The sequence below is a fragment of the Brevibacterium renqingii genome (assembly GCF_017808095.1).
Taxonomy (GTDB): domain Bacteria; phylum Actinomycetota; class Actinomycetes; order Actinomycetales; family Brevibacteriaceae; genus Brevibacterium; species Brevibacterium renqingii.
On sequence record NZ_JADBHG010000004.1, the window covers coordinates 111,233 to 135,243 of the forward strand.

The 24,011-nt window shown below is 65.0% G+C and carries 19 protein-coding genes and 1 pseudogene; 14 read left to right on the forward strand and 6 right to left on the reverse strand.

The window, feature by feature from the left end:
- Positions 1-5: 5 nt before the first annotated feature.
- The gene (locus IIE29_RS09565) at positions 6-965 is read left to right on the forward strand and encodes a diacylglycerol/lipid kinase family protein (protein ID WP_209325023.1); all 960 of its coding nucleotides are present in this window, start codon (positions 6-8) and stop codon (positions 963-965) included.
- On the opposite strand, the gene pdxT is transcribed toward IIE29_RS09565, so the two are convergent.
- Together pdxT and pdxS are read right to left on the reverse strand one after the other, a co-directional pair.
- Positions 856-1,533: a pyridoxal 5'-phosphate synthase glutaminase subunit PdxT gene (pdxT, locus tag IIE29_RS09570; RefSeq protein ID WP_209325024.1), complete on the reverse strand. Its 678-nt coding sequence runs from the start codon at positions 1,531-1,533 to the stop codon at positions 856-858. The genes IIE29_RS09565 and pdxT overlap by 110 nt on opposite strands.
- Positions 1,527-2,408 (reverse strand): pyridoxal 5'-phosphate synthase lyase subunit PdxS, encoded by an 882-nt coding sequence (gene pdxS, locus IIE29_RS09575; RefSeq protein WP_209325025.1) that lies wholly within the window; start codon positions 2,406-2,408, stop codon positions 1,527-1,529. Before pdxS ends, pdxT begins: the two co-directional genes overlap by 7 nt.
- A 211-nt stretch (positions 2,409-2,619) precedes the next feature.
- Here pdxS and IIE29_RS09580 point away from each other — a divergent pair, with 211 nt between their 5' ends.
- Both IIE29_RS09580 and IIE29_RS09585 read left to right on the forward strand, forming a co-directional pair.
- The gene (locus IIE29_RS09580; protein WP_209325026.1) at positions 2,620-4,017 is read left to right on the forward strand and encodes an aminotransferase-like domain-containing protein; all 1,398 of its coding nucleotides are present in this window, start codon (positions 2,620-2,622) and stop codon (positions 4,015-4,017) included.
- Entirely contained in the window at positions 4,014-4,385 is a 372-nt protein-coding gene (locus tag IIE29_RS09585) for a hypothetical protein (protein WP_209325027.1), read from the forward strand. The genes IIE29_RS09580 and IIE29_RS09585 overlap by 4 nt, the downstream gene beginning before the upstream one ends.
- Positions 4,386-4,459: 74 nt before the next feature.
- Here the strand turns inward: IIE29_RS09585 and IIE29_RS09590 are convergent, their stop codons facing one another.
- The 3 genes from IIE29_RS09590 to IIE29_RS09600 all read right to left on the reverse strand — a co-directional run bounded on the left by IIE29_RS09590 (position 4,460) and on the right by IIE29_RS09600 (position 7,867).
- A complete protein-coding gene (locus IIE29_RS09590) occupies positions 4,460-5,104 on the reverse strand; it encodes a 4'-phosphopantetheinyl transferase family protein (protein WP_209325028.1) in 645 nt (214 codons plus the stop codon).
- 3 nt (positions 5,105-5,107) lie between these two features.
- Positions 5,108-5,539, reverse strand: a complete 432-nt coding sequence (locus tag IIE29_RS09595) for a LapA family protein (protein ID WP_209325029.1) — start codon at positions 5,537-5,539, stop codon at positions 5,108-5,110.
- 99 nt (positions 5,540-5,638) lie between these two features.
- Positions 5,639-7,867, reverse strand: coding sequence for an NADP-dependent isocitrate dehydrogenase (locus IIE29_RS09600; protein WP_209325030.1), 2,229 nt, complete (start codon positions 7,865-7,867; stop codon positions 5,639-5,641).
- A gap of 204 nt (positions 7,868-8,071) precedes the next feature.
- Here IIE29_RS09600 and IIE29_RS09605 point away from each other — a divergent pair, with 204 nt between their 5' ends.
- The 5 genes and pseudogenes from IIE29_RS09605 (at position 8,072) to IIE29_RS09625 (ending at position 13,142) form a co-directional block, all read left to right on the forward strand.
- Complete coding sequence (locus IIE29_RS09605; RefSeq protein WP_209325031.1) at positions 8,072-8,713, forward strand: thymidine kinase; 642 nt, start codon at positions 8,072-8,074, stop codon at positions 8,711-8,713.
- Positions 8,714-8,766: 53 nt separating this feature from the next.
- Positions 8,767-9,546 carry an alpha/beta fold hydrolase gene (locus IIE29_RS09610; protein ID WP_209325032.1) on the forward strand — a complete coding sequence of 260 codons (780 nt, stop codon included), beginning with the start codon at positions 8,767-8,769 and terminating at the stop codon, positions 9,544-9,546.
- A gap of 168 nt (positions 9,547-9,714) precedes the next feature.
- A pseudogene (locus tag IIE29_RS09615) lies at positions 9,715-11,315 on the forward strand (SLC13 family permease).
- A gap of 28 nt (positions 11,316-11,343) precedes the next feature.
- Entirely contained in the window at positions 11,344-12,414 is a 1,071-nt protein-coding gene (locus IIE29_RS09620; RefSeq protein ID WP_209325033.1) for an NADH:flavin oxidoreductase/NADH oxidase, read from the forward strand.
- A gap of 74 nt (positions 12,415-12,488) precedes the next feature.
- Positions 12,489-13,142 carry an MBL fold metallo-hydrolase gene (locus IIE29_RS09625; protein ID WP_209325034.1) on the forward strand — a complete coding sequence of 218 codons (654 nt, stop codon included), beginning with the start codon at positions 12,489-12,491 and terminating at the stop codon, positions 13,140-13,142.
- Positions 13,143-13,146: 4 nt separating this feature from the next.
- Here IIE29_RS09625 and IIE29_RS09630 read toward each other — a convergent pair whose 3' ends face one another.
- Positions 13,147-13,737, reverse strand: coding sequence for a hypothetical protein (locus tag IIE29_RS09630; RefSeq protein WP_343071860.1), 591 nt, complete (start codon positions 13,735-13,737; stop codon positions 13,147-13,149).
- Positions 13,738-13,995: 258 nt separating this feature from the next.
- Here IIE29_RS09630 and IIE29_RS09635 point away from each other — a divergent pair, with 258 nt between their 5' ends.
- The 6 genes from IIE29_RS09635 (at position 13,996) to IIE29_RS09660 (ending at position 23,983) form a co-directional block, all read left to right on the forward strand.
- Complete coding sequence (locus IIE29_RS09635; RefSeq protein ID WP_209325035.1) at positions 13,996-15,801, forward strand: ABC transporter family substrate-binding protein; 1,806 nt, start codon at positions 13,996-13,998, stop codon at positions 15,799-15,801.
- Positions 15,802-15,904: 103 nt separating this feature from the next.
- The gene (locus IIE29_RS09640) at positions 15,905-17,449 is read left to right on the forward strand and encodes an ABC transporter permease (RefSeq protein WP_209325036.1); all 1,545 of its coding nucleotides are present in this window, start codon (positions 15,905-15,907) and stop codon (positions 17,447-17,449) included.
- The gene (locus tag IIE29_RS09645; protein ID WP_209325037.1) at positions 17,446-18,477 is read left to right on the forward strand and encodes an ABC transporter permease; all 1,032 of its coding nucleotides are present in this window, start codon (positions 17,446-17,448) and stop codon (positions 18,475-18,477) included. The genes IIE29_RS09640 and IIE29_RS09645 overlap by 4 nt, the downstream gene beginning before the upstream one ends.
- Positions 18,477-20,420, forward strand: a complete 1,944-nt coding sequence (locus tag IIE29_RS09650; RefSeq protein WP_209325038.1) for an ABC transporter ATP-binding protein — start codon at positions 18,477-18,479, stop codon at positions 20,418-20,420. Before IIE29_RS09645 ends, IIE29_RS09650 begins: the two co-directional genes overlap by 1 nt.
- Before the next feature lie 292 nt (positions 20,421-20,712).
- Positions 20,713-22,623, forward strand: a complete 1,911-nt coding sequence (typA, locus tag IIE29_RS09655) for a translational GTPase TypA (RefSeq protein WP_209325039.1) — start codon at positions 20,713-20,715, stop codon at positions 22,621-22,623.
- Positions 22,624-22,660: 37 nt separating this feature from the next.
- A complete protein-coding gene (locus IIE29_RS09660; protein ID WP_209325040.1) occupies positions 22,661-23,983 on the forward strand; it encodes a PIG-L family deacetylase in 1,323 nt (440 codons plus the stop codon).
- Positions 23,984-24,011: the final 28 nt, after the last annotated feature.

Below are 24,011 nucleotides of genomic sequence, written 5' to 3' on the forward strand. Positions count from 1 at the left end.
GGAGTGTGGAGGACAGAGCCGAACAGCTGCGAGCGACGACGAACGTCGGGATCATCATCAACCCCAAGCACGCGGCCACGAACCGTGCCTACTCGACCCTGACAGAGGCGCTGCGGGATCGTCGCGTGGCCTACCGGACCATGACGACGACTGCCGCTCGCGGCGGACGGTGGCAGGCCGAACAGCTGGTGGACTGGGGCGCGAAGGTCGTGATCATCCTCGGAGGCGACGGCACGATCCGAGCCGCCGCACCGCCCCTCGCAGGTGCCGGGATCCTCGTGCTCCTGGTGCCGACGGGCACCGCGAACGTTCTCAGCCGACACGTGGGCATCAGTTCGACGCGGCAGGCGATCGAGCACTGCCTGCACACTCTCCGGAACGCGGCCGACGGTGTCCGGATGCACGGCGGCGGCATTCCGCTCAACACCGCCGAGGCCCGGCTAGCCGACGGGAGGTGGCAGCAGACGGTCTTCCTCTGCCTGGCCGGAATCGGCGGAGACGCACGGGCCGTGGCCCGACATCACCTCGCACCGGGGCTGCTCGGGTACGCCTGGGGCGCGGCCAGGGCTCTCTTCGCCCAGGGCTTCACCCTGGACGACACCGATCGGACCGCCAGCGAGCCGGTGTGGTCCGTCATGGCCTCGAAAGTGCCCCGTCCAGCCGGGCCCGTCTCCGTCTTCCCCGCCGCACGCATCGACGGCGCCGAGTTCTCCGAGCTCATCGTCGGCCCGCTCCCGCACGGCCGAGCACAGCTCATCCGTGCCTGGGCCGGCATCGCCGCCGCATGCCTGCAGAGCCGGCCGGAGGCGCATCCGCTCATGCACTATCGCAGCACCACCGCAGTGACCGCCCGGCTTAAGACCCCGGCACCGGCACAGCTGGACGGAGACGTCCTCGGAGACTGCCTCGAGCTTCGCCTGAGCGTGGGAGAACAGCGGCTGCTGGTGTCGTCACCGTCGCCGTGACGTTGCGGAGGAATTCGGCGTGGATCCGCAGGTCCCCGCCCAACTCAGGATGGAAGCTTGCGCCCCACACGTTGCCCTGCCGTACGAACACGGGCCTGTCCTCGTGCCGGGCGAGCACCTCGGTGCCGGGCGCGAAATCGATGATCTGCGGAGCCCGGATGAAGGTGCCCTCGAAGGAACTGTCGCAGCCTTCGACGCTCAGACCTGCGGTGAAGGACTCACGCTGCCGACCGTAGGCATTGCGTGCGACGGTGATATCGAGCCCGCCGAGGCGCTCATAGCCGCCCAGCGAATCATCGCTGAGCCGGTCGGCCAGGAGGATGAGCCCGGCGCAGGTGCCGAAGACCGGAAGACCATGTGCGATGCGCTCGCGCAGATGAGCGAAGAGATCGGTGCCGGAGGCGATGCGCACCATAGCTGTCGACTCACCGCCGGGCAGGACGATTGCGTCGAGGCCATCCAGATGCTGCGGGCGGGTGACCTTGCGGGCTTCGGCCCCCAGGGAACCGAGCATGAGCAGATGCTCACGGAAGGCTCCCTGGAGGGCGAGGACGCCGACTCTCACCATCCGCGTTCGGCCAGGCGGTGGGGTGCGGGCACATCGGCGACGTTGATGCCGACCATCGCATCACCGAGGCCTCTTGAGGCCTTGGCCACGGCCGTCGCGTCATCGAAGTGGGTGGTGGCCTCGACGATGGCCTTCGCTCGGGCCTCCGGATTGCCGGACTTGAAGATTCCGGAGCCGACGAACACTCCGTCGGCACCGAGCTGCATCATCATCGCCGCATCGGCCGGGGTCGCGATACCACCGGCGACGAAAGTCACCACGGGCAGACGGCCGAGACTCGCGACCTGTTTGACGAGGTGGTAGGGGGCGGCGATCTCCTTGGCGGCGACATAGAGCTCGTCCTCGCTCTTGGCAGTCAGCGCACGGATCTCGGCATTGATGGTCCGCAGGTGCCGCATCGCCTCGGAGACGTCGCCGGTGCCGGCTTCGCCCTTCGACCGGATCATCGAGGCGCCTTCGGTGATGCGGCGCAGGGCCTCGCCGAGGTTAGTGGCTCCGCAGACGAAAGGCACTTGGAAGACGGACTTGTCGATGTGGTTGACGTAGTCGGCGGGGGAGAGGACCTCGGATTCGTCGATGTAATCGACGCCGAGCGTCTCGAGGATCTGAGCTTCGACGAAGTGCCCGATGCGGGCCTTGGCCATGACCGGAATGGAGACGGCCCCGACGATCGAATCGATGAGATCGGGATCGCTCATGCGGGCGACTCCGCCTTGGGCGCGGATGTCTGCGGGAACGCGTTCGAGAGCCATCACGGCGGAGGCTCCTGCGGCTTCGGCGATGCGGGCCTGCTCCTCGGTGACGACGTCCATGATGACGCCGCCTTTGAGCATCTGTGCCAGTCCGGTGTTGAGCGGGGTCTGTGTCTCGGTCATTGGGGTGTTCGTCCATTCACTGTCGGAGTCGATCCGGGTCGACCATGCGGACAGAGCCGAGTCGCCTCGGACATCTGTCGGGTCGGGATCGTTGGTCTTCGGGGTGAACGGCCGTTCCCCATCAGCCTAGACCTCAGGGTGGCTCATTCGGAGGGCCAGAAATATGTCGATATTTTAGGCCAGATCGATGTGACGGCTCTATCATCGGATCATGGAACCCACCACAGGCCGGGGACGAGACATTCAGACAGATGGTGTCGCGCTGCCTCTCACGGTCGACAGACAACTGCCGACTCCGCTGCCCGATCAGCTCACGCAGGGCCTGCGCCGGCTCATCGCCGAAGGGAGTCTGCTGCCGGGCGATGCTGTGCCCTCGAGCCGCCGTCTGGCTGTCCACCTCGGGATCTCCCGCGGCAGCGTGGAGTCCGCCTATGCGCAGCTCGGCGTCGAAGGGTTCCTCGTCAGTGCCGAACGTTCGGCGACGCGGATCAATCCGGAGCTGCCCGCCACGGCCCGGGGTCTGCGGGCCCGGCCTCAGGTCCCCGCCTCGCCGAGGCGGCGCCTGCGCAACTATGTCGACCTGCGTCCCGGCTTCGGCGGTGACGACCCTCTGCGGGAGCCTGCTTTCCGCCGGGCCTGGCGGGAATCACTCGATCTCGACCCCGGGCCGATCGATCCGCTGGGCCAGCCGGGAGCCCGGTGGGCCATCGCCGACTACCTCCGATTGGCCCGTGGAATGGCGGTCGACCCGGACGAGATCATCCTCACCAGCGGCTCCCGTGACGGACTGCGACTGCTGCTGAGCAGCGGCCTCGACGGGGCCATCGCCGTGGAGAATCCCGGCTTTCCCGGTCTGCGGCAGGCGATGACGGACCAGCGGCTCGTTCCGCTCGACATCGTCGACGAATCCGGAGCAGCCGGGGTGGGGGCAGCCGTCGTGACACCCAATCACCAGTTCCCGCACGGGACGCCGATGCCCGTCGACCACAGGGTGAGGCTCCTCGAGTGGGCGGCACGCAAGGACGTCATCCTCGTCGAGGACGACTATGACAGCGAAGCGCGATTCACTCGCACCGTGCTGCCCACGCTCTACGAGCTGGCCTCGTCGACGGGCAGCAGTGCACAGGTCGTTCACATCGGCACGTTCTCCGCCCTCCTGACCTCAGCCGTGTCGACGGGCTACCTGATCACACACGGGGAGACCTCCGCGCGTCTGATGCAGATGCGGACCGCACTCGGGCCGGCGTTCTCTCCGATTCTGCAGATGGCCATCGGCTCCTATCTCGGCTCCGGGGGACTGCGGCGGCGCATCGCCCGCGGCCGGCGCCGACTGAAAGCCGCCGAGGATGTGGTCGCCGCAGCCGGACCGATCCCCGGGCTGGTCCATGAGGGGCGCACCCTCGTCATCGAAACCTCGCAGAGCGAGGCGGAGAATCTGCTGCGGGAACTGGCCGATCGCGGGATCCTTGTCGCCTCCCTGGCACGCGGCTGGACCGGCGGGGAACAGATCCGCCACGGACTCGTCATCGCCCATTCGAACGTCGAGGCGCCGGTGCTGCGGAGGGCGCTGGCCACCCTGCAGACGCTGTTGAGTAGGATTCAGACATGACGAAGTCCGGATTCACCGTCGACGGCATCATCAAGCTGTTCCTCGCCGTCGTCGGGGTCGTGTCCCTTTCCGCTCTCGAGGCATTCTTCCTTGCCCCGCGCTGGTTGGTCATCACCGCTCTCGTGCTGCTCTTCCTCAGCGCTGCCACCCAGATCTCCTACGCCGTTCGCAAGGGTGAGAAGCGCTTCCTGAAGTACCCGATGCTCTTCGACGGCCTGCTCGTCGTCGTCGCCGTCGTCGGCATCATCCTCGCGCTTGTGGGCAATCCGGCCGCTGCGTGGGTTCTCTTCGGTGCGGTGGCGCTGGGATCATTGGGCATCGCGGTGGTCTTCACCACCGGCGAGAACGGTCCTCAGTTCAGCGACTGAAGCAACAGCGGCTGAAAGCTGACAGCCGGCCGCCGCCACGGCGGAGAGGAGCCTGGGCCCCGGCATCGTCGGCCTCAGCGATTGAATGCGATCGCGGCGAAATGACCGGATGGGATCCCGGACTCGAGATCGTGGATGTCGACGTCCGGGTGCGCTGATTCGGGCTCCGGGCCGGTCCCGACGTAGTCCATTCCCGGGTCCCGTGCCAGGCCGGTGCTCAACGCCCGGAGGAACGCCTCCTTGCGGGCCCACAGCCGGGCGAACTCAGCAGCCAGCTCGGCTTCGGGAAGGGCTTCGAGCTCGGTGCGTTCACGCGGATGCACGAGCTGGAGGGCCTCGGCGGCCACCGCAGGGTCGGGCGCGGCCTCGATGTCGAGGCCGACCGGATCCTCGGCGACGGCGACGAGGACGAGTCTGCGGGAGCGGGAGACGGAGAACTCACAGTCATCGTTGCGCGGCTTGCCCGCCGAATCGAGGCGGATCTCGATGCCGGCAGGGTCTCGGTCGAGGTGAGCCCCGAGTACGTGCCTGAGGACGACGCGGCCGGCCGACCAGGTGGCGGCGGCTTCGGCGTCGAACTCGTGTGCGTAGTTGCGTTCCTGTTCGGTGAGCACGGAATCGTCCTCACGTGCCCAGGCCGCCTCGGCGGCGGTGTCGGCGAGGACGAGAGCGGCGGGCAGGTCGGTCGGCAGTTCAGTGAAGCTGGGGTGGAACGCCATGGATCAGCGGCCCAGAGCCTTGTGGATCTTCTTCAGCCTGCGATTGAGCACGAAGATCCGCACGGAGCCGATCAGCCCGGCGATGAGGATGCCGCCGATCGCGGCGAAGAGCATGGCCACTCCCAGCGGCAGCTCGAACTGCCAGCCGAAGTACTGGAACTGGGCGGGCACGTTGTTCTGGAGGATGAAGATGAGGAGCAGGACGACGATGATCGCTCCGATGATGAGCGAGGCCCACATGCCCGCGGACATGCCCGTTCCGCCCTTCGTCGAGGGCAGGTCGTCGGTGTGAGCTGCCGGAGGCTGCGTCTGCTCGTGAGATTCGATCTCGCGAGTCTCGCCGGTCGTCGGAGTCTCGTCCCCGAGCACGGAATCGGTTTCGGCCAGGAGCTCTTCGGGCGTCTGGGACTCGCCGCGGGGGTCTTGAGTACTCATGCGCCCCATCATAACCGCTGATGGGGCGCATGAGTCGGGTGGTGAGGCAAGTGTTCGGGAACCGTTGCCCGGCATGCTCACACCGTGTCGAACATCAGATCAGACGTTTGCACTCAGTGAGGAGATGATCTCGTTGAGCGTGGCCGAGGGGCGCATTGCCGCGGAGATCTTCTCCTCGTCCGGGTAGTAGTAGCCGCCCAGTTCCACGGGGCTGCCCTGGACTTCGAGGAGTTCGGACGCGATGGTCTCCTCCTTCTCGGTCAGGGCCTTCGCGACCGGTCCGATGGCCTCGGCGAGGGCCTCATCGGCGGTCTGCTCGGCCAGGTTCTGTGCCCAGTAGAGGGCGAGGTAGAAGTGGCTGCCACGATTGTCGATCTCGCCGACCTTGCGCGAGGGCGACTTGTTCTCCTCGAGGAACCGGCCGGTGGCGGCGTCGAGGGTGTCGGCGAGGACGCCGGCGCGTTCGTTGCCGTGGACGTTGAACTCGTGACGGAAGGACTCGGCCAGTGCGAGGAACTCGCCGAGGGAGTCCCAGCGCAGGTGGTTCTCCTCGACGAGCTGCTGGACGTGCTTCGGCGCCGATCCGCCGGCACCGGTCTCGAACAGCCCGCCGCCCGCGATGAGCGGAACGACCGAGAGCATCTTCGCCGAGGTTCCGAGCTCGAGGATCGGGAACAGGTCGGTGTTGTAGTCGCGGAGCACGTTGCCGGTCACCGAGATGGTGTCCTTGCCCTCACGGATGCGGTCGATGGAGAACTGGGTGGCCTCCACCGGATTCATGATGCGGATGTCCAGGCCCTCGGTGTCGTGGTCCTTGAGGTATTCCTCGACCTTCGCCCGGATGTTGCGGTCGTGCGCGCGGGTCTCGTCGAGCCAGAACACGGCTGGGGTGTCCGAGAGACGGGCGCGGGTGACGGCGAGCTTGACCCAGTCGCGGACGGGGATGTCCTTGGTCTGGCAGGCACGCCAGATGTCACCGGCGGCGACATCGTGGCTCATGAGCACTTCTCCGGCGGAGTCGACGACCTCGACAACACCGGCTTCGGCGATCTCGAAGGTCTTGTCGTGGCTGCCGTACTCCTCGGCCTTCTGCGCCATGAGGCCGACATTGGGCACGGTGCCCATCGTGCGCGGATCGAATGCGCCCTTGGCCTTGCAGTCCTCGATGACGGTCTGGTAGACGCCGGCGTAGGAGGAGTCGGGGATGACGGCCAGGGTGTCCTGGGTCTGATCGTCCTTGTTCCACATCTTGCCGCCGACGCGGATCATCGCGGGCATGGAGGCGTCGACGATGACGTCGGAGGGCACGTGGAGGTTCGTGATGCCCTTGTGGGAGTTGACCATAGCGAGGTCGGGGCCGTCTGCCAGGCCCTTCTCGATTCCTGCCTTGATGCCGGCTGCTGCGTCGGCGGGCAGGGACTCGAGACCGGCGAGGATGGCCGCCAGCCCGTTGTCGGAGGTCAGACCCGCCTCGGCGAGGACATCACCGTATTCGGCGAAGACATCGGGGAAGAAGGCCTCGATGACCTTGCCGAAGAGGATGGGATCGGAGACCTTCATCATCGTGGCCTTGAGATGGACGGAGAAGAGGACGCCATCGGCCTTGGCCTGGGCGATCTGGTCTTTGACGAATGCATCCAGGGCTGCGGCGTTCATCTTCGTCGCATCGACGATCTCACCGGCGAGGACGGGCAGGGATTCCTTGAGGACGGTGGTCTCACCGGCCGCGGTGCGCAGACGGATCGTCAGCGTGTCGTCGGACTCGAGGACGACGGACTTCTCGTTGTCGCGGAAGTCATCGGAGCCCATGGTCGCGACCCTGGTCTTCGAGTCCTGGGACCATTCGCCCATCGAGTGCGGGTGCGCCTTGGCGAAGTTCTTCACAGCCTCGGGAGCGCGGCGATCGGAGTTGCCCTCGCGCAGAACCGGGTTGACGGCCGAACCCTTGACCTTGTCGTAGCGTGCTCGGACGTCCTTCTCCTCGTCGGTCGAAGGCTCTTCCGGGTAGTCGGGCAGATCATAGCCCTGCGACTGCAGCTCGGCGATGGTGGCCTTGAGCTGAGGCACGGAGGCCGAGATGTTGGGCAGCTTGATGATGTTCGCGTCCGGAGTCTGGGCGAGAGCGCCCAGCTCGGCCAGGGCGTCGTCGACCTGCTGGTCTTCGGGGAGGCGGTCACTGAACTGCGCCAACACGCGCGCGGCGAGGGAGATGTCGCGAGTCTCGACCTCGACGCCGGCCGAGGTGGCGAAGGCTTCGATGATCGGTTTGAGCGAGTATGTCGCCAGAAGCGGCGCTTCATCCGTGCGCGTGTAAATGATTTTAGCCATAGTGATGGACTACTCCGCATCTTCTTGGGGTTTGTCAACGCCATCTTACCTTCACGACGATTTCGGTAGTCCGAGTGGGCCGATGATGGTGCTCACATCCCTGCTCACGTGCGAGCGGCCCGGCGGGCCCCGGGCCGACCGCGGGCGAGCGGTTGTTCGGCGGTAGTCTTCTGTGTCGGCACGGACAACAGAAAGAGGACGACAGTGGCCAAGCTCTACTTCCGGTACGGTGCGATGAACTCAGGCAAGTCGACCGCTCTGCTGCAGGCCGCCTTCAACTACGAGGAGCGCGGTCAGCGTGTGCTGCTGGCCAAGCCGGTGGTCGATACGAAGGGTGCCTCCGAGATCGTGTCGCGACTGGGAGTGACCCGGGAGGTCGACTTCCTCATCCCCGAACACGGGGATGTCGAGACGATCTACGCCGAACACGCCGACTACGTCGATCACGACGCGCTGCTCGAATCCATCGATGCTCCGAAGACTCCGGTCGCCTGCTTGCTCATCGATGAGGCCCAGTTCCTCACTCCGGTCCAGGTGGACTCTCTCATGCGCATCGCCACGAACGCCTCGGTGCCGGTCATGTGCTACGGGATCCGCACGGACTTCCGGACCAAGGCGTTCCCCGGTTCGGCACGCCTGCTGGAGATCGCCCACACCCTCGAAGAGCTCAAGACGATCTGCCGCTGCGGTCGCAAGGCCATGTTCAACGGCCGCCTCGTCGACGGACAATTCATCTTCGCCGGCGATCAGGTCGCCATCGACGGCAATGCCGTGACGTATGAGTCGCTGTGCCCACGCTGTTATCTCGAATTCTCCGGCGGTAGGCTGACCACGGAAGACTCCTGACCGCACGGTCTTCGGAACCCAGTCGAACCCTCACGCACACCAAGGAGCCTCAGATGCGCATCGCCCTCCGCGCCTTCAACGACAACCCCGGTTCTCCCGTCCTCGTCTTCGGCAATGCGCTGGGAACGAGGATGTCGCTGTGGTCGGCGGTCGCCGGCCGACTGACCGATGATTTCCAGATCTACATCTCAGACCTGCCCGGACACACCCTGCCGGCAGACGAAACGCTGAGCGAGGCGACCGCACCGTTCACGATCGCAGACCTGGCATCCGGACTCGTCGAATCCCTGGCCGCGGTCGGGGTCGACACCTTCACCTACTGCGGCGTCTCGATCTCCGGAGCGATCGGGCTGACTCTCGCTCTCAACCACGCCGAAGCGCTGACCGGGCTCATCGCCTGCGCGACCGGCGACAAGCTCGGCACCGAACAGACATGGGATGACCGGATCGCCGAGGTCCGCGCCGACGGCACTCGCGGGCTCGTTGACGACACGGCCGACCGCTGGTTCGCCGCCGGGTTCATCGGCGAGGACATCGCCGCCGGACCTCTCGTCCTCGCCGACCTCGCTCTGATCGACGACGAAGCGTACATCGCGGCCGCCACCGCGGCGAAGTCCTATGACCTCAGCGATTCGCTGCGGAACATCACTGTGCCGACCCTGTTCCTAGCCGGGGCCCAAGACCCTGGCTTCTCACCGGAGGCGATGTCATCCTTGGCCGATCAGGTCGACGGGTCGCGACTCGTCTCCGTCCCCGATTCCGCCCACCTGCCGATGGTCGAACACCCGGACCTCGTCGTCGACCACATCCACAGTTTCTGCAGCGGTCTCTGAGCACGGCCGGTCGTGACCGGCCCAGGGAGCACCTCTGATCTCTACTGCGGCAGGGTGCAGGTCTTCTGCCGTCGACCGCATAGACCGCAGAGATCGCACGATCGCCTGTGCGACCCCTGCAGTAGGCTGGGTGGAAACACAGGCGAATCTGCTCGATGAGGAGTGAGAATGTCCCCACATCCGACGTCCCCTGACGGTGCCTCGACCGAGATCGATATGCGCTCCCCGGGCGAACGAGCGCCCGGTGTCATGCGCAGCACGCTGCGGATCCGCTGGACCGGCTTCCTGCTCGGGCTGATCTTCTCGACTCTCATCTACGCGGTCATGCCCGCCGAGGTCGGTCATCCGGCGAAGCTGACCGCGGCGGTCGCGGTCCTCATGGCGGCATGGTGGATGACCGAGGCGCTGCCGATCGCGGCGACCTCCTGGTTCCGCTCGTCGCCTTCCCGGTGCTGGGAACCGATGTGGAGATGGAATCGGTCGGCGCCTCCTACGGCAATCCGATCATCTTCCTGTTCCTCGGCGGCTTCCTCATCGCCCTGTCCATGCAGCGCTGGAACCTGCACCGGCGGATCGCGCTGGTGACGCTGAGCATCATGGGGGACCGACCCGGTCCGATGATCGCGGGCTTCATGATCGCCACCGGCTTCATCTCGATGTGGGTCTCGAACACCGCCACCGCGGTGATGATGCTGCCGATCGGCGTTTCGGTGCTCATGATCGTCTCGAAGGTCGTCGGGTCCGCTCTCACCGACGGAACCGACGAGGCCGATGTCGGGGGCGAAGGCGAGTCGAGCGCCGACGACACCGGTCTCGGAGCTGTGGTGAAGTCCAACTTCGGCACCGCACTCATGCTCGGCATCGCCTATTCGGCCTCCATCGGCTCACTCGGCACCATCATCGGCACCCCGCCGAACCTCTTCCTCGTCGGCTACCTCAAGGACAACCACGACATCTCGATCGGCTTCGGCCAGTGGATGCTCGTGGGCGTGCCTCTGTCGATCGTGATGATGGCCATCGCCTGGTTCCTGCTCGTCAAGGTGCTGTTCAAACCCGAGATCGACAGGATTCCGGGCGGGCGCGAACTCATCCGCGACGAGCTGCACAAGCTCGGTCCCATGTCGATGGGCGAAAAGCTCGTGCTGGCCATGTTCGTCCTCGCCGCGGCGAGCTGGATCTCTCTGCCGCTGATCTTCGACGAACCGCCGATCACCGATGAGGGGGTCGCCATGGTCGTCGGCCTCCTCCTCTTCCTCATCCCGGGAGGAGCCAATCGCGGTGTCCGTCTGCTCGACTGGGAGACTGCGGAGAAGCTGCCGTGGGGAGTGCTGCTCCTCTTCGGCGGCGGTCTCGCGCTCTCGGCGCAGTTCTCCTCCTCAGGGCTGACCGAGTGGATCGGGAAGACGACGAGCGGCCTCGGCGTTCTGCCCACGGTGTTCGTCGTCGCCATCTTCGCCGCGATCATCCTCTTCCTCACCGAGCTGACCTCGAACACCGCGACCGCGGCGACATTCGTTCCCGTCGTCGGGGGAGTGGCGATGGGCCTCGAACTCGATCCGCTGCTGCTGACGATCCCCGTCGCTCTGGCCGCGACATGCGCGTTCATGCTGCCTGTGGCCACCCCGCCCAATGCCGTGGCATTCGGCTCCGGCTATGTCACCGTGGCGCAGATGGTCAAGGGCGGACTGTGGCTCAACGTCATCAGCATCGTGCTGATCACCCTCACGGTGTATCTGCTCGCTGTTCCGGTATTCGGGATCGCTGTCTGAGCACGCAGCGAACTGGCAGAATTGAGCCATGACTCAGCTCTTCGAACCGCTCACCCTGCGCGGGACCGAGATCCCCAATCGGATCTGGCTCGCACCGATGTGCCAGTACTCCTGCGAGGCCGAGGACGGCATGCCCGGTCCCTGGCACCTCGTCCATCTCGGCGCACGTGCGCAGGGAGGGTTCGGTCTCATCCTCACCGAGGCCTCCGCCGTCACCCCCGAAGGACGCATCTCCCCGCAGGACGCCGGCATCTGGAACGACGAGCAGGCCGAATCCTGGTCGGCCGTCGTCGACTTCGTCCACTCCCAGGGCAGCGTCATCGGCGTCCAACTTGCGCACGCGGGTCGCAAGGCGAGCACCTATCGGCCCTTCGCCGGCGAGCCCAAGGGCAGCGTTCCCGAATCGGACGGAGGCTGGCCGACTGCCGGCGCAAGCGCCATCGCCTATCCGAAGCTCGCCGAACCGGTGGAGATGACGACAGACGACATCGCCGAGGTGGTCGACGCCTTCGCGTCCGCGGCCGCGCGGGCGATCGACGCCGGGTTCGACCTCGTCGAGCTCCACGCCGCACACGGCTATCTGCTCCACTCCTTCCTGTCGCCTCTGTCGAACCAGCGCAGCGACCGCTACGGGGGCGATCTGGCCGGGCGTTCCCGCCTGCTGAACGAGGTGTACGCGGCTGTGCGTGCAGAAGTCGGTGAGGAGGTTCCGGTCTTCGTCCGCATCTCGGCCAGCGAATGGCACGAAGGCGGCTTCGACATCGCCGAGGCGGCCGAGGTCTGCCGGGACCTGTCCGAAGCCGGAGTCGACCTCATCGACGTCTCCTCCGGAGGCAACTATCCGGTGCGCGTTCCCATCGGTCCCGGCTACCAGGTGTCCCTGGCGGCAGCGATCCGCGCCGAGGGCGTGGCGACCGGTACCGTCGGGCTGATCACCGACCCGAAGCAGGCCGAGACCATTCTGAGCACCGGCCAGGCCGATGCGATCTTCATGGCCCGTGCCGCGCTGCGCGAACCCTCCTGGCCGCAGCGGGCCGCCCACGTCCTCGGCGTCGAACCCGCCCCCTATCCTCCGCAGTACACGCGCGGAGCCTGGTGACCCGAATCCTGATCCCTGCGGAGAGCCCGTAGCCGACGCACAGAACAGTCCACAGCGTGAAGAGGAGTACGGAAATGAACATGATCGAGACCGAGCACGTGGCCATCCGTTCGATCGCAGTCTCCGAGATGGAGAACAACGTCTACCTGCTCACGGCCAAGGAGACCGGGTCGCAGGTGCTCATCGACGCCGCCGATGATGCTGAGGCGATCACAGAGCTCGTGGCCTCCGGGACTGAAGACACCGAGGCGGAGACCACGCTGAGGGCGATCATCACCACCCACCGGCATTGGGATCACATTCGGGCGCTGCCGGCCGTCTCGGCGCAGCATCCGGAGGCGATGACCATCGCTGGGGTCGACGATGCCGCAGCCATCACCGAGGCCGAAGGCGTGGAGATCGCGCACACCGTCGACCACCTCGACGTCGGCGATTTCGGCGGGTTCGTCCTCCAGGCGATCGCTCTGCGCGGGCACACACCCGGCTCGATCGCACTGCTGCTGAGCGACGGGGGGCGGACGATCCTGTTCTCCGGCGACTCTCTGTTCCCGGGCGGACCGGGCAAGACGTGGTCGAAGGCGGATTTCACCTCGCTCATGGATGACCTCGAAGAGCGGGTATTCGGCCAGCTGCCCGACGACACCCTCGTGCTTCCCGGCCACGGGGACTCGACCACGGTGGGGCAGGAGCGTCCGAACCTGGGGGAGTGGCGCGCACGCGGCTGGTGAGGTCTCAGCTCGGCAGAGCCGCGAAGCCGAGCACCGCCCAGGCGATGGCGAGGAGACCGACGGCAATGACGCCGAGGTTCCAGATGGTTTCGATCCTCCGCTTCCCGCCGGGATTCGCCAGTTCCTCATCGCTGAGTCCGGCATAGCGGTCGAGCACGGTGCCGACGGCCGGGTTCGGATTCTCGACCAGGCGGCGGATGTCGTGCTCGTCCCTCTCCCATTTCTTGCCCCTGCCGGCCAGCGGCCAGGAGGAGAACTTCTTCTCGTGGGTGCGCACAGTGAGGCCGAAGTGCGTCTCGAAGCCATCGATGAGGTTCCACGGAATGGTCACCGTCTGCAGCGGGTTGACGAGCACGAGCTCGCTGCGGTGCAGCTCCACGCGCGGGAATCGGTAGAGCACGAAGACCAAGGTCGCGACGGCCAGCGGGATCCCTGCGGCGGCGAGTCCGCGCAGGGAGAAGTCGCCGATGAGAATCGAGATGACGCCGATGGAGCAGAGGCCGGCGACGACGAAGAACAGAGCTGTGGAGCTAGTCGTTCGCACGATCGTCGACTGAAGACTTGCTGAATTGCGATCCATCTCACTGTTAGCCACCTGGCCATCCTATCCACTGAGACTGGACAAAACTTGTCCGTTCCCTTGATCTCGAAACAGTAACGATTCGGTTTTTTGCTCAATATGTGGACTCGGTCACAGTCGCGAGTGAATTAACTTTGAGGCAATCCATGTGAAAAACATGAACGCGATCACGTCCGATCGGAATGTGCCGACGGGGCAACCGTGATCGGAATGCATCCCGGTCTTGGGGTGCACGTACGAGGGTGACTCGCCCTAAGACAACAAGGAGAGAACGTGAACAAGCGCTTCCTCGCGGCCGGCGCCTCAGTGGCCGCAGCCGCAATGGTGCTCACCGCATGCACACCCCCTGGCGGCGGCGATGACAATGACGCATCGAAGGATACGAACCTCAACATCGGTTGGAACGAATCCTTCCGCTCGATGAACACTCTGACTGCGAACGGCAATGCGACCTCGAACGCCATTCTCACCTACCTGATGAACGACAACTTCGGGTACTACAACGACGACCTCGAGGTCACCGACGGCAACCTTGGCAAGGTCGAGAGAGTCTCGGAGGACCCGCTCAAGGTCAAATACTCCTTCAATGACGATGCAAAGTGGTCGGACGGGACCCCTGTCGATGCCGCGGACCTGGCGCTCACCTGGGCCGGAATGTCATCGAACTTCAATACCGTCGAAAGCAACTCCGACGACGAGGGCAACGTCAAGAAGAACGACGAGGACACGGTCTACTTCGACTCGTCGACGATCGGCGCCTCGCTCATCAAGGATTTCCCTGAGATTTCCGACGACGGCAAGGAACTCACGTTCGAGTACACGAAGCCCTATTCCGATTGGGCCGATGAGTTCGGCATCGGCGCTGACGGCGTCGGCGTGCCCGCGCACATCGTGGCGAAGAAGGCCTTGGGAATCGATGACGCCGAAAAAGGCAAACAGGCGATCCTCGACGCGATCAAGGACAAGGACACGAAGAAGCTGTCGAAGATCTCGAACGTGTGGAACACCGGCTTCGATTTCACTTCGATGCCCGAGGACGAGGACCTGCTGGTCCACAGCGGTCCGTACAAGATGACGAAGTTCGAAGAGGGACAGTACGTGACCCTCGAACTCGATGACAACTACAGCGGCCCGACGAAACCGAAGATCAACACCATCACTGTGCGCTACAACGGCGACCCGATGGCCATGGTCCAGGCCGTGGAGAACGGCGAAGTGGACCTCACTCAGCCTCAGGCGACATCCGATGTGCTTTCTGCGGCCGAGGACCTTGACGGAGTCAAGGTCGACACCGGCGACGATGCGACTTATGAGCATGTCGATTTCACCTTCGACAACAAGGGGCCGTTCGATCCCGCAGCCAATGGCGGCGACGAGGACAAAGCGAGGAAGGTTCGCCAGGCCTTCCTCAAGACAGTTCCGCGTCAGGACATCGTCGACAAGATCATCAAACCGCTGAACCCCGACGCCAAGACCAGGGACTCGTTCAACCAGGTGCCCGGCTCACCGATGTACGACGCCATCGTCAAGGGCAACGGAATGGAGGAGCTCAAGGAAGTCGATGTCGATGGCGCGAAGAAGCTGCTCAAGGAAGCAGGCGTCGACAGCCCGACGGTTCGTGTCATGTATGACAACACGAACTCGCGTCGTCAGCAGGAGTTCCAGCTGATCAAGGAATCGGCTGAGAAGGCCGGCTTCGAGATCAAGGACGTCGGAGACGTCAACTGGGGCACCCGCCTCGGCGACGGCACTTACGACGTTGCGCTCTTCGGCTGGCAGTCCGAGGGCACCGGCATCACGGAGTCCGATGCGAACTACCGCACCGGTGCTCAGAACAACTACGGCGGCTACTCGAGCAAGAAGACCGACAAGATCCTCGACAAGATCCTTGTGGCGCCCGAGGAAGACCAGGAGAAGCTGTCAACGCAGCTGGAGAAGCAGCTCACCGATGATGCGTTCGGTGCACCGCTGTTCCAGTTCCCATCACTGCTCATCTATAACGAGAAGCTCAAGAACGCTTCGACGATCACGGTGTCGCCGACACTGATGTGGAACTACTGGGAGTGGGAAGTCAACTGATCCGCGTCCGACGCGGTCGGTTCCTCTCCACCCTTGCTGCTGTGGGGATCACTGTGTGGTCCCCACAGCGGCGTTTTCGGAAGATTGAAACGGACACCACATCATGATCAGATTCATTCTGCGACGATTGCTGTCGACGGCCCTCGTGCTGCTCGTCGTCACCTTCGTCCTCTACCTGCTGCTCAACGTCGCCCTGGACTTCTTCTGGGACCTGCGTTCGAGCACCTCCCCGAACATCGAGGCCCTCTACGAATCACGTCGGCGTCTGCTCGACCTCGACACTCCCGCTGTCATCAGGTACTTCAAGTGGCTCGCGGGAGTCGGCGGCTGCGCCATCGGCCAATGTGACTTCGGCATCGCCTGGAAGTCCGGGCAGGAGGTCACCGACCAGCTGCAGGGTGCGATCGTCAATACGATCAAACTCATCACCGCCTCGACGATCGTTGCCATCATTCTCGGCATCGCGGTCGGTATGATCTCGGCGATCCGCCAGTACTCGGGCTTCGACTACTTCATCACCTTCGTCTCGTTCCTCCTCTACTCGCTGCCCGTGTTCTGGGTGGCAGTGCTGCTCAAGCAGTACGGTGCGATCGACATCAACAACTTCATCAATGACCCGACATTTGATTCCTGGTGGCCGATCATCATCGTCTGTGCGGCGATGGGCCTGTTCTGGATGGGGGCGCTGGGCGGCAATGGGAAACGGCGAGTCATCACGTTCTCAGCCGCTACGCTCATCACCTTCGCGACGATCTATTACATCCTGGCCAGCAGCTGGCTGCAGCATCCGAGCATCGGCGTCGTCGGCGTCATCATCATCGGGCTCGGTGCGGCCGTCGTCATGACCTATCTGTCAACGGGTCTGAAGAATCGCCGGGTCCTCTATGCCTCTCTGACCACCGCGGCCATCGGTGCCCTGCTGTTCATGCCGCTGCAGTATCTCTTCTACTACGTTGAGATGAACTGGCTGTGGATGGCAGGTCTTCTCATCGTCGCCATCGCAGTCGCGATCGGCGTCGGGCTGGCGTTCCGCGGGCCCGATCCATGGGACACGGCGCGCACCACGAGCTTCACGGCGATCATCGTGGCCTTCCTCATCTTCGCCGATCGCGTGCTGCAGGGCTGGCAGGATTACTCGAACGACCCGGCCATCAACAATCGCCCGATCGCGACGATCGGCGCCTCGGCACCGAACATCGACGGCGATTTCTGGATCACCAACCTCGATTCGTTCACCCATCTGCTGCTGCCGTCGATCGCGCTGATCCTCATCTCCTTCGCCTCCTACACCCGCTATACGCGCGGTTCGATGCTCGAGGTCATGGGCCAGGACTACATCCGCACGGCACGTGCCAAGGGGCTGAACGAACGCACGGTGATCATGCGTCACGCTCTGCGCAATGCGCTGCTGCCGCTGGCGTCGGTCGTGCCCGTCGACATCATCACGATGATCGGCGGTGCCGTGATCACGGAGACGATCTTCGGCTGGAACGGTATGGGCAAACTCTTCATCGATTCGATGAGGCAGGCCGAGCTCGACCCGGTCATGGCGTACATCTTGATCACGGGTCTGCTCTCCATCATCGCCAACCTGGTCGCGGACTTCCTCTACGCCGTCCTCGACCCGAGAATCCGAGTGAACGCATGAGTACCAACAACGACAATCAGAACGCTCTCGCTCTCGACGAGGTACGGGACAATGCGATCGAGTCGAAGGAAACCGAAGGACTGTCGCAGGGCAAGATCGTCCTGCGCAAGTTCCTCCGTCACAAAGGCGCGATGATCAGCATCATCGTCCTCGTCCTGGTGGCGGTCTTCGCCTTCAGCGCACAGGGCATCGCCGGTCTGCCCGGCTGGTGGAAGTACAGTCACACCGCCTCAGGGCAGGTGCTCAACCCCGGAGGCGCCCCGACCTGGTCGTTCTCGAACCTCTTCTCGCTGGGTGAACACCCCTTCGGGCAGGACGAGATCGGCCGCGACAACTTCGCGCGAGTGATGAAGGGGACGCAGATCTCCATCATCGTCATGTTCATCATCGGCGCCGTCTGCCTGATCATCGGCACGACCGTCGGAGCTCTGGCCGGGTACTACCGCGGCTGGATCGATTCGGTGCTGATGCGCATCACCGACGGCTTCATCATCCTGCCGGTCATCGTCGTCGGCTCGATCCTCGGTGTCCTCGTCGGCGGGTCCAGCGGACCGATGCTCGGCCTGGCGCTCGGCTGCATCCTCTGGACTGGCCTGGCGCGCCTCGTCCGCGGTGACTTCATGTCTCTGCGCGAACGCGAATTCGTCGACTCGGCGCGTGTAGCCGGTGCGAGCGACTTCAGGATCATGTTCAAGCACATGCTGCCCAATGCCATGGGCGTCATCATCGTCAACACCACGCTGATCATGAGTCAGGCGATCGTGCTCGAGGCCTCTCTGAGCTATCTGGGCTTCGGCATTCAGCCTCCCGGCATCTCATTGGGACAGCTCATCAGCGAATACCAGACGTCCTTCGCCACCCGCCCGTGGCTGTTCTGGTGGCCGGGCCTGTTCATCATCATCATCGCTCTGTGCGTGAACTTCATCGGCGACGGTCTGCGCGACGCGTTCGACCCGAGGATGAAGACGATCCCAAGCTGGAGGAAGATGAAGAAGGCCGAACGCATGGCGCAGAAAGGGGCGAAGTGATGACTGAAAAGACACGCAGCGATTCGCAGCCCGGCAAGGGATCCCCGATCCTCGAAGTCAAGGACCTCGGGGTGAAGTTCTGGGTCAGCGACGAATGGTGGACGGCCGCTGAACACCTCGACTACACGGTCAACGCCGGCGAGGTGCTGGCGATCGTCGGCGAGTCCGGATCCGGAAAGTCGCAGTCGAGCATGTCGCTGCTCGGTCTGCTTCCGAGCAATGGTCGGGCCACGGGCTCGGCCGTGCTCAACGGCACGGAACTCATCGGCATGCCTCCGGAGAGGATGCAGGGCGTTCGCGGCAACGACATCTCGGTGATCTTTCAGGAGCCGATGACCGCGCTGAACCCCGTCTACACCGCTGGCTACCAGATCGTGGAGACCTTGCGTGTCCACCTCGACATCGGACCGAGTGAGGCGAAGGAGCGTGCACTCGAGCTCATGCGCCTCGTCGAGATCCCGGACCCGGAGGATCGGTTCCACTCGTTCCCGCACCAGCTCTCGGGCGGTCAGCGTCAGCGCATCATGATCGCGCAGGCCTTGGCCTGCCAGCCGAAGCTGCTCATCGCCGACGAGCCCACCACGGCCCTCGACGTCACGGTCCAGGCCGAGATCCTCAAGCTCATGCGTGAGCTCAAGTCGAAGCTCGACGCGGGGATCATCCTCATCACCCACGACATGGGCGTGGTGGCGGACATGGCCGACCGCATCATCGTCATGCGTGCCGGCCAGGTGGTCGAGGCCGGCACTGCAGAGGAGATCTTCTACCATCCGCAGCATCCCTATACGAGGCAGCTGCTCGACGCGGTGCCCCACCTCGGCGCCGGGACCGAAGGTGAGGTCTTCGGCTCCAGCCTCGACGACGTCGAGTCCTCGTCCTTCCGACATGCGGAGGAGGGCGAGGTCGATCCGCATCACGACGGTTCTCGCGATTCGCTGGGCACCAAGCACGCGGGTTCCGCGACCGTGGCGGAGGGAGGTGCCAACCGCACCGATGACCTCGACGCCGAATCCCGTGAGCTCGCCGAGGCGGGGCAGCCGGACCATCACATCGAGATGGATTCGACGGAGACCTTCTACCACCCCGGTTCGCAGGCGGACTTCTCGAAGCCTTCGGCCCTGCAGCTGCGCGATGCCGCGATCGAGTATCCGGCTTCCGGGCGGAAGAAGGCCTTCCGGGCCGCCCACCACATCAATCTGATGATCGCACCCGGCGAAGTCGTCGGGCTGGTCGGGGAGTCCGGCTCGGGCAAGACGACGATCGGTCGCGCCGCTCTCGGTCTGCTGCCGACGGTCGAGGGCGACATGGTCGTCAACGGCACGAGCATCAAGGGTCTGAGCAACAAGCAGATGCGTCCGCTGCGCAAGGAAGTCGGCATCGTGTTCCAGGATCCCGGTTCCTCGCTCAACCCGCGTCTGCCGGTGGGCGAATCAATCGGAGAACCGCTCTATCTCCATGAGGGGATGAAGGGACCGGAGCTGAGCAGGAAGGTCGAGGAGCTGCTGACAGCGGTCGAGCTTCCGACGTCGATGCGCAACCGGTACCCGCATGAGCTCTCCGGCGGTCAGCGCCAGCGCATCGGCATCGCCCGGGCGCTGACGCTGCGGCCGAAGCTGCTCATTGCCGACGAGCCGACCTCGGCGCTCGACGTGTCGGTGCAGGCCAAGGTCCTCGACCTGTTCGAGGGGCTGCAGAAGGAGTACGGTTTCGCGTGCCTGTTCATCAGCCATGACCTGGCGGTGGTCGAGCGGATCGCCGAGCGCATCGCCGTCATGCGCCACGGCTACCTCGTCGAGATCGGCAAGAGCTCGCAGGTCGTGAGCAATCCCGTCCATCCGTACACGCAGCGTCTGCTCTCGGCGGTTCCGGTTCCCGATCCCACGGAGCAGCGCAAGCGTCGAGAGGCCAGGGACGCGGTCCTCGAGGCGACCACGAACGCCTGACCCGGCGGATCGGCACGCAGAGGCCGGCTGCCCGCCGCGGCGTGCGGGGGACCCGCTCGCCCGCCGCCGAATGTGGTCACGGAACCGAGGCGAATCGCCCGAATGGGGCTTTTGGCCTCGGTTCCGTGACCACATTTCAGTTTCAGCCGGCTCGCGTCCAGCTTTCCGGGGCCGGTCGGGCTCCGTTTCCGGGGCCGGCTGAGCACCGGCTGTCACCGCGTGTGTGCCGGTGGCCGTATAATTGTCTGTTGGGTCCGGGCTGGACCGATCTCTCTATCTCAAAAGGTTCTTGATGACTGAAGCCATCACACGACGGGACAACCGCCGCAATGTAGCAATCGTCGCACACGTCGACCACGGTAAGACCACCTTGGTCGACGCCATGCTCCGGCAGACCGGTGTGTTCAGCGAGCACGGCGACTTCGCCGAGCGCGTCATGGATTCCGGTGACCTTGAGCGTGAGAAGGGCATCACCATTCTCGCGAAGAACACCTCGGTGCTCTACAACGGCCCCTCGGCCGGCGAGGATCCCATCGTCATCAATGTCATCGACACCCCCGGCCACGCCGACTTCGGCGGAGAGGTCGAACGCGGCCTGTCCATGGTCGACGGCGTCGTCCTCCTCGTCGACGCCTCCGAAGGCCCGCTGCCGCAGACGCGCTTCGTCCTGCGCAAGGCGCTGGCCGCGAAGCTGCCGGTCATCCTCGTGATCAACAAGACCGATCGTGCCGATGCCCGCATCGACGGAGTCGTCGAGGAAGCACAGGACCTCCTCCTGGGCCTGGCCTCCGATCTCGCCGATGAGGTCCCCGACCTCGATGTCGATGCCGTGCTCGACGTGCCCGTGGTCTACGCCGCCGCGAAGGCAGGTGCCGCCTCCCTCGAACAGCCCGCCGACGGAGAGGTTCCGGCCAACCCCGATCTCGAGCCGCTGTTCAAGACCATCCTCGAGACGATCCCGGCCCCGGAGATCAATGAGGACGGAATCCTGCAGGCCCATGTGACCAACCTCGACGCCTCGCCGTTCCTCGGCCGACTGGCGCTGCTGCGGATCTTCGGCGGGACGCTGAAGAAGGGCCAGCAGGTGGCCTGGGCCCGCGGCGATGAGATCAGCTCGGTGAAGATCACCGAGCTGCTCGAGACCCAGGGACTCGATCGTGTGCCCGCCACCCAGGCCTCGGCCGGCGACATCGTCGCGGTGGCCGGCATCCCGGACATTATGATCGGTGACACCCTCACCGACATCGACAACCCGAAGCCGATGCCGGCGATCGTCATCGACGATCCTGCGATCTCCATGACGGTCGGCATCAACACCTCGCCGCTGGCAGGGCGTGAGAAGGGCACGAAGGTCACCGCCCGCATGGTCAAGGATCGCCTCGATCAGGAGCTTGTCGGCAATGTCTCGCTCAAGGTCGTCCCGACCGAACGTCCCGATGCCTGGGAAGTCCAGGGACGCGGAGAGCTGGCGCTGGCCATCCTCGTGGAGCAGATGCGCCGCGAGGGCTTCGAACTCACCGTCGGCAAGCCCCAGGTCGTGACCCGGCAGATCGACGGCAAGCTGCACGAGCCCTTCGAAGAGCTCACGGTCGACGTTCCTGAGGACTACCTCGGCGCGGTCACCCAGCTCCTGGCCGCCCGCAAGGGCGTGATGTCGACCATGACGAACCACGGCACCGGCTGGGTGCGCATGGAGTTCAAGGTCCCCGCCCGCGGTCTCATCGGCTTCCGCACACGGTTCCTGACCGAAACCCGCGGCACCGGAATTGCGAACACGATCTCGGCCGGATACGGGCCGTGGGCCGGCAACATCGAGTTCCGCATCAACGGTTCGCTCGTAGCCGACCGCGCCGGAGCCGTGACCCCGTACGCGATGATCAACCTGCAGGATCGCGGCACCTTCTTCGTCGAACCGACCTCCGAGGTCTACGAGGGCCAGATCGTGGGCGAGAATTCGCGCGCCGACGATATGGACGTCAACATCACGAAGGAGAAGAAGCTGACGAACATGCGTTCGGCGTCGGCCGACAGCTTCGAGAACCTCACCCCGCCGCGCAAGCTCACCCTCGAGGAGAGCCTCGAGTTCGCGCGCGAGGACGAGTGCGTCGAGGTCACCCCGGGAGCGATCCGCATCCGCAAGGTCGAACTCGACCAGAAGGAGCGCGCGAAGCTCTACGCCAAGCTGCGCCGACAGAACGCCTGAACCAGCACCACCGATGACCTCGAGTTCCCAGGATCCCATGACAGTCACGCCACGCGTCCTCTTCGTGCACGCTCATCCCGACGATGAGACGATCACGACGGGAGGCACGATCGCCGCACTGGTCTCCGAAGGGGCCGAGGTCATGGTGCTCACGGCCACCCGAGGAGAGGGCGGCGAGGTCATCCCCGCCGAACTCGGACACCTCGAGGGCGACCGCGCGGGACTGGCCCGGGTGCGGGAGCAGGAGATCGCCGAGGCGATGCGCGCCCTGGGCGTGCGCATGCACACCTTCCTCGGCGGCACCACGCGCACCTTCGAGGACTCGGGCATGGAGTGGGGACCCGACGGCCACGCCCGTCCCGCGTCGACCATGCCCGACGACGCTCTGTGCGCGGCCGAGGTGATCACCGTTGCCCGGCACATCGCCGCGGTCATCGATGCGCTGCAGCCGCATGCGGTCATCACCTACGCTGCGAACGGCGGGTACGGTCATCCCGATCATGTGCGGGTGCACGAAGCCACAGTGACCGCGATCGACCTCGCCGAGTGGCGCACCGGCCGGCTGCTCTTCGTCGACACTCCCACCGAGGCGGCGCGTGCGGCCTTCGACCCCGAGCAGCCAGGGTTCGCCGCGACCGGTTTCGCCGCCGCCCAGACGATTCCCGCGAAACCGCCGGTCGGACGGATCGTCATCGGCCAGGACATCTCCTCGGTGCTCGCGGCCAAGCGCGCAGCGCTCGAAGCACATCGGACCCAGGTGAGCGTCTCGGACGGCTTCTTCGCGCTGTCGAACGGCGTCGGTCAGCGGATCGGGGATCGGGAATACTATTCCATCGGCGCCGGCGGCGAAGTCCCTGAGGAGGAACTGCGTGACGGACTCACTTCCCATGTCCTCACCGGACTCGACATCGCTGCGGTGGAAGCGCAGGAGCACGCGGCGGGCCCGGCACCACTGAGGCGTCGCCGGGAACCGAAGAAGCCCGGCCTCTTCGCCTATCTGCATGCCTCGGTCCTGGCTGTGCTCATCGCGTTCCTCGGAGCCATGCAGCACCTCAATGCCTGGGTGGTCCATCCCGGAGGCACCCCACTGATCCTGCCCTGGGGAGTGGTCCTGTCGCTGCTGTTGGCGGCCAGCGGACTGTGGCATCTGAAGACCATGTACCGCAGCAGCTCGCCGATGCTGCTCGCCGCGGTCATCATCGCAGTGCTGTCCTATGTGCTCGGTCAGCCGAACTGGCTGCCCGGCGCGGACATGGTCGTCACCGGCACCCTGCGCTCGGTGGCTTGGCTGCTGGGACCGATGCTCCTGGCGGCTGTCTTCGCCTTCATCGATGTGCGCGGGCGCGAACGGACTCGCTAGACTCGTCCGAACAGAGACGAACCGGTCT

Coding starts and splice junctions, on each gene's coding strand:
- typA (WP_209325039.1), top strand. CDS start 20,713: ATGACTGAAGCCATCACACGACGGGACAACCGCCGCAATGTAGCAATC.
- IIE29_RS09580 (WP_209325026.1), top strand. CDS start 2,620: ATGGAACCCACCACAGGCCGGGGACGAGACATTCAGACAGATGGTGTC.
- pdxS (WP_209325025.1), bottom strand. CDS start 2,408: ATGACCGAGACACAGACCCCGCTCAACACCGGACTGGCACAGATGCTC.
- IIE29_RS09650 (WP_209325038.1), top strand. CDS start 18,477: ATGACTGAAAAGACACGCAGCGATTCGCAGCCCGGCAAGGGATCCCCG.
- IIE29_RS09645 (WP_209325037.1), top strand. CDS start 17,446: ATGAGTACCAACAACGACAATCAGAACGCTCTCGCTCTCGACGAGGTA.
- pdxT (WP_209325024.1), bottom strand. CDS start 1,533: ATGGTGAGAGTCGGCGTCCTCGCCCTCCAGGGAGCCTTCCGTGAGCAT.
- IIE29_RS09640 (WP_209325036.1), top strand. CDS start 15,905: ATGATCAGATTCATTCTGCGACGATTGCTGTCGACGGCCCTCGTGCTG.
- IIE29_RS09595 (WP_209325029.1), bottom strand. CDS start 5,539: ATGAGTACTCAAGACCCCCGCGGCGAGTCCCAGACGCCCGAAGAGCTC.
- IIE29_RS09620 (WP_209325033.1), top strand. CDS start 11,344: ATGACTCAGCTCTTCGAACCGCTCACCCTGCGCGGGACCGAGATCCCC.
- IIE29_RS09660 (WP_209325040.1), top strand. CDS start 22,661: ATGACAGTCACGCCACGCGTCCTCTTCGTGCACGCTCATCCCGACGAT.
- IIE29_RS09590 (WP_209325028.1), bottom strand. CDS start 5,104: ATGGCGTTCCACCCCAGCTTCACTGAACTGCCGACCGACCTGCCCGCC.
- IIE29_RS09585 (WP_209325027.1), top strand. CDS start 4,014: ATGACGAAGTCCGGATTCACCGTCGACGGCATCATCAAGCTGTTCCTC.
- IIE29_RS09600 (WP_209325030.1), bottom strand. CDS start 7,867: ATGGCTAAAATCATTTACACGCGCACGGATGAAGCGCCGCTTCTGGCG.
- IIE29_RS09625 (WP_209325034.1), top strand. CDS start 12,489: ATGAACATGATCGAGACCGAGCACGTGGCCATCCGTTCGATCGCAGTC.
- IIE29_RS09610 (WP_209325032.1), top strand. CDS start 8,767: ATGCGCATCGCCCTCCGCGCCTTCAACGACAACCCCGGTTCTCCCGTC.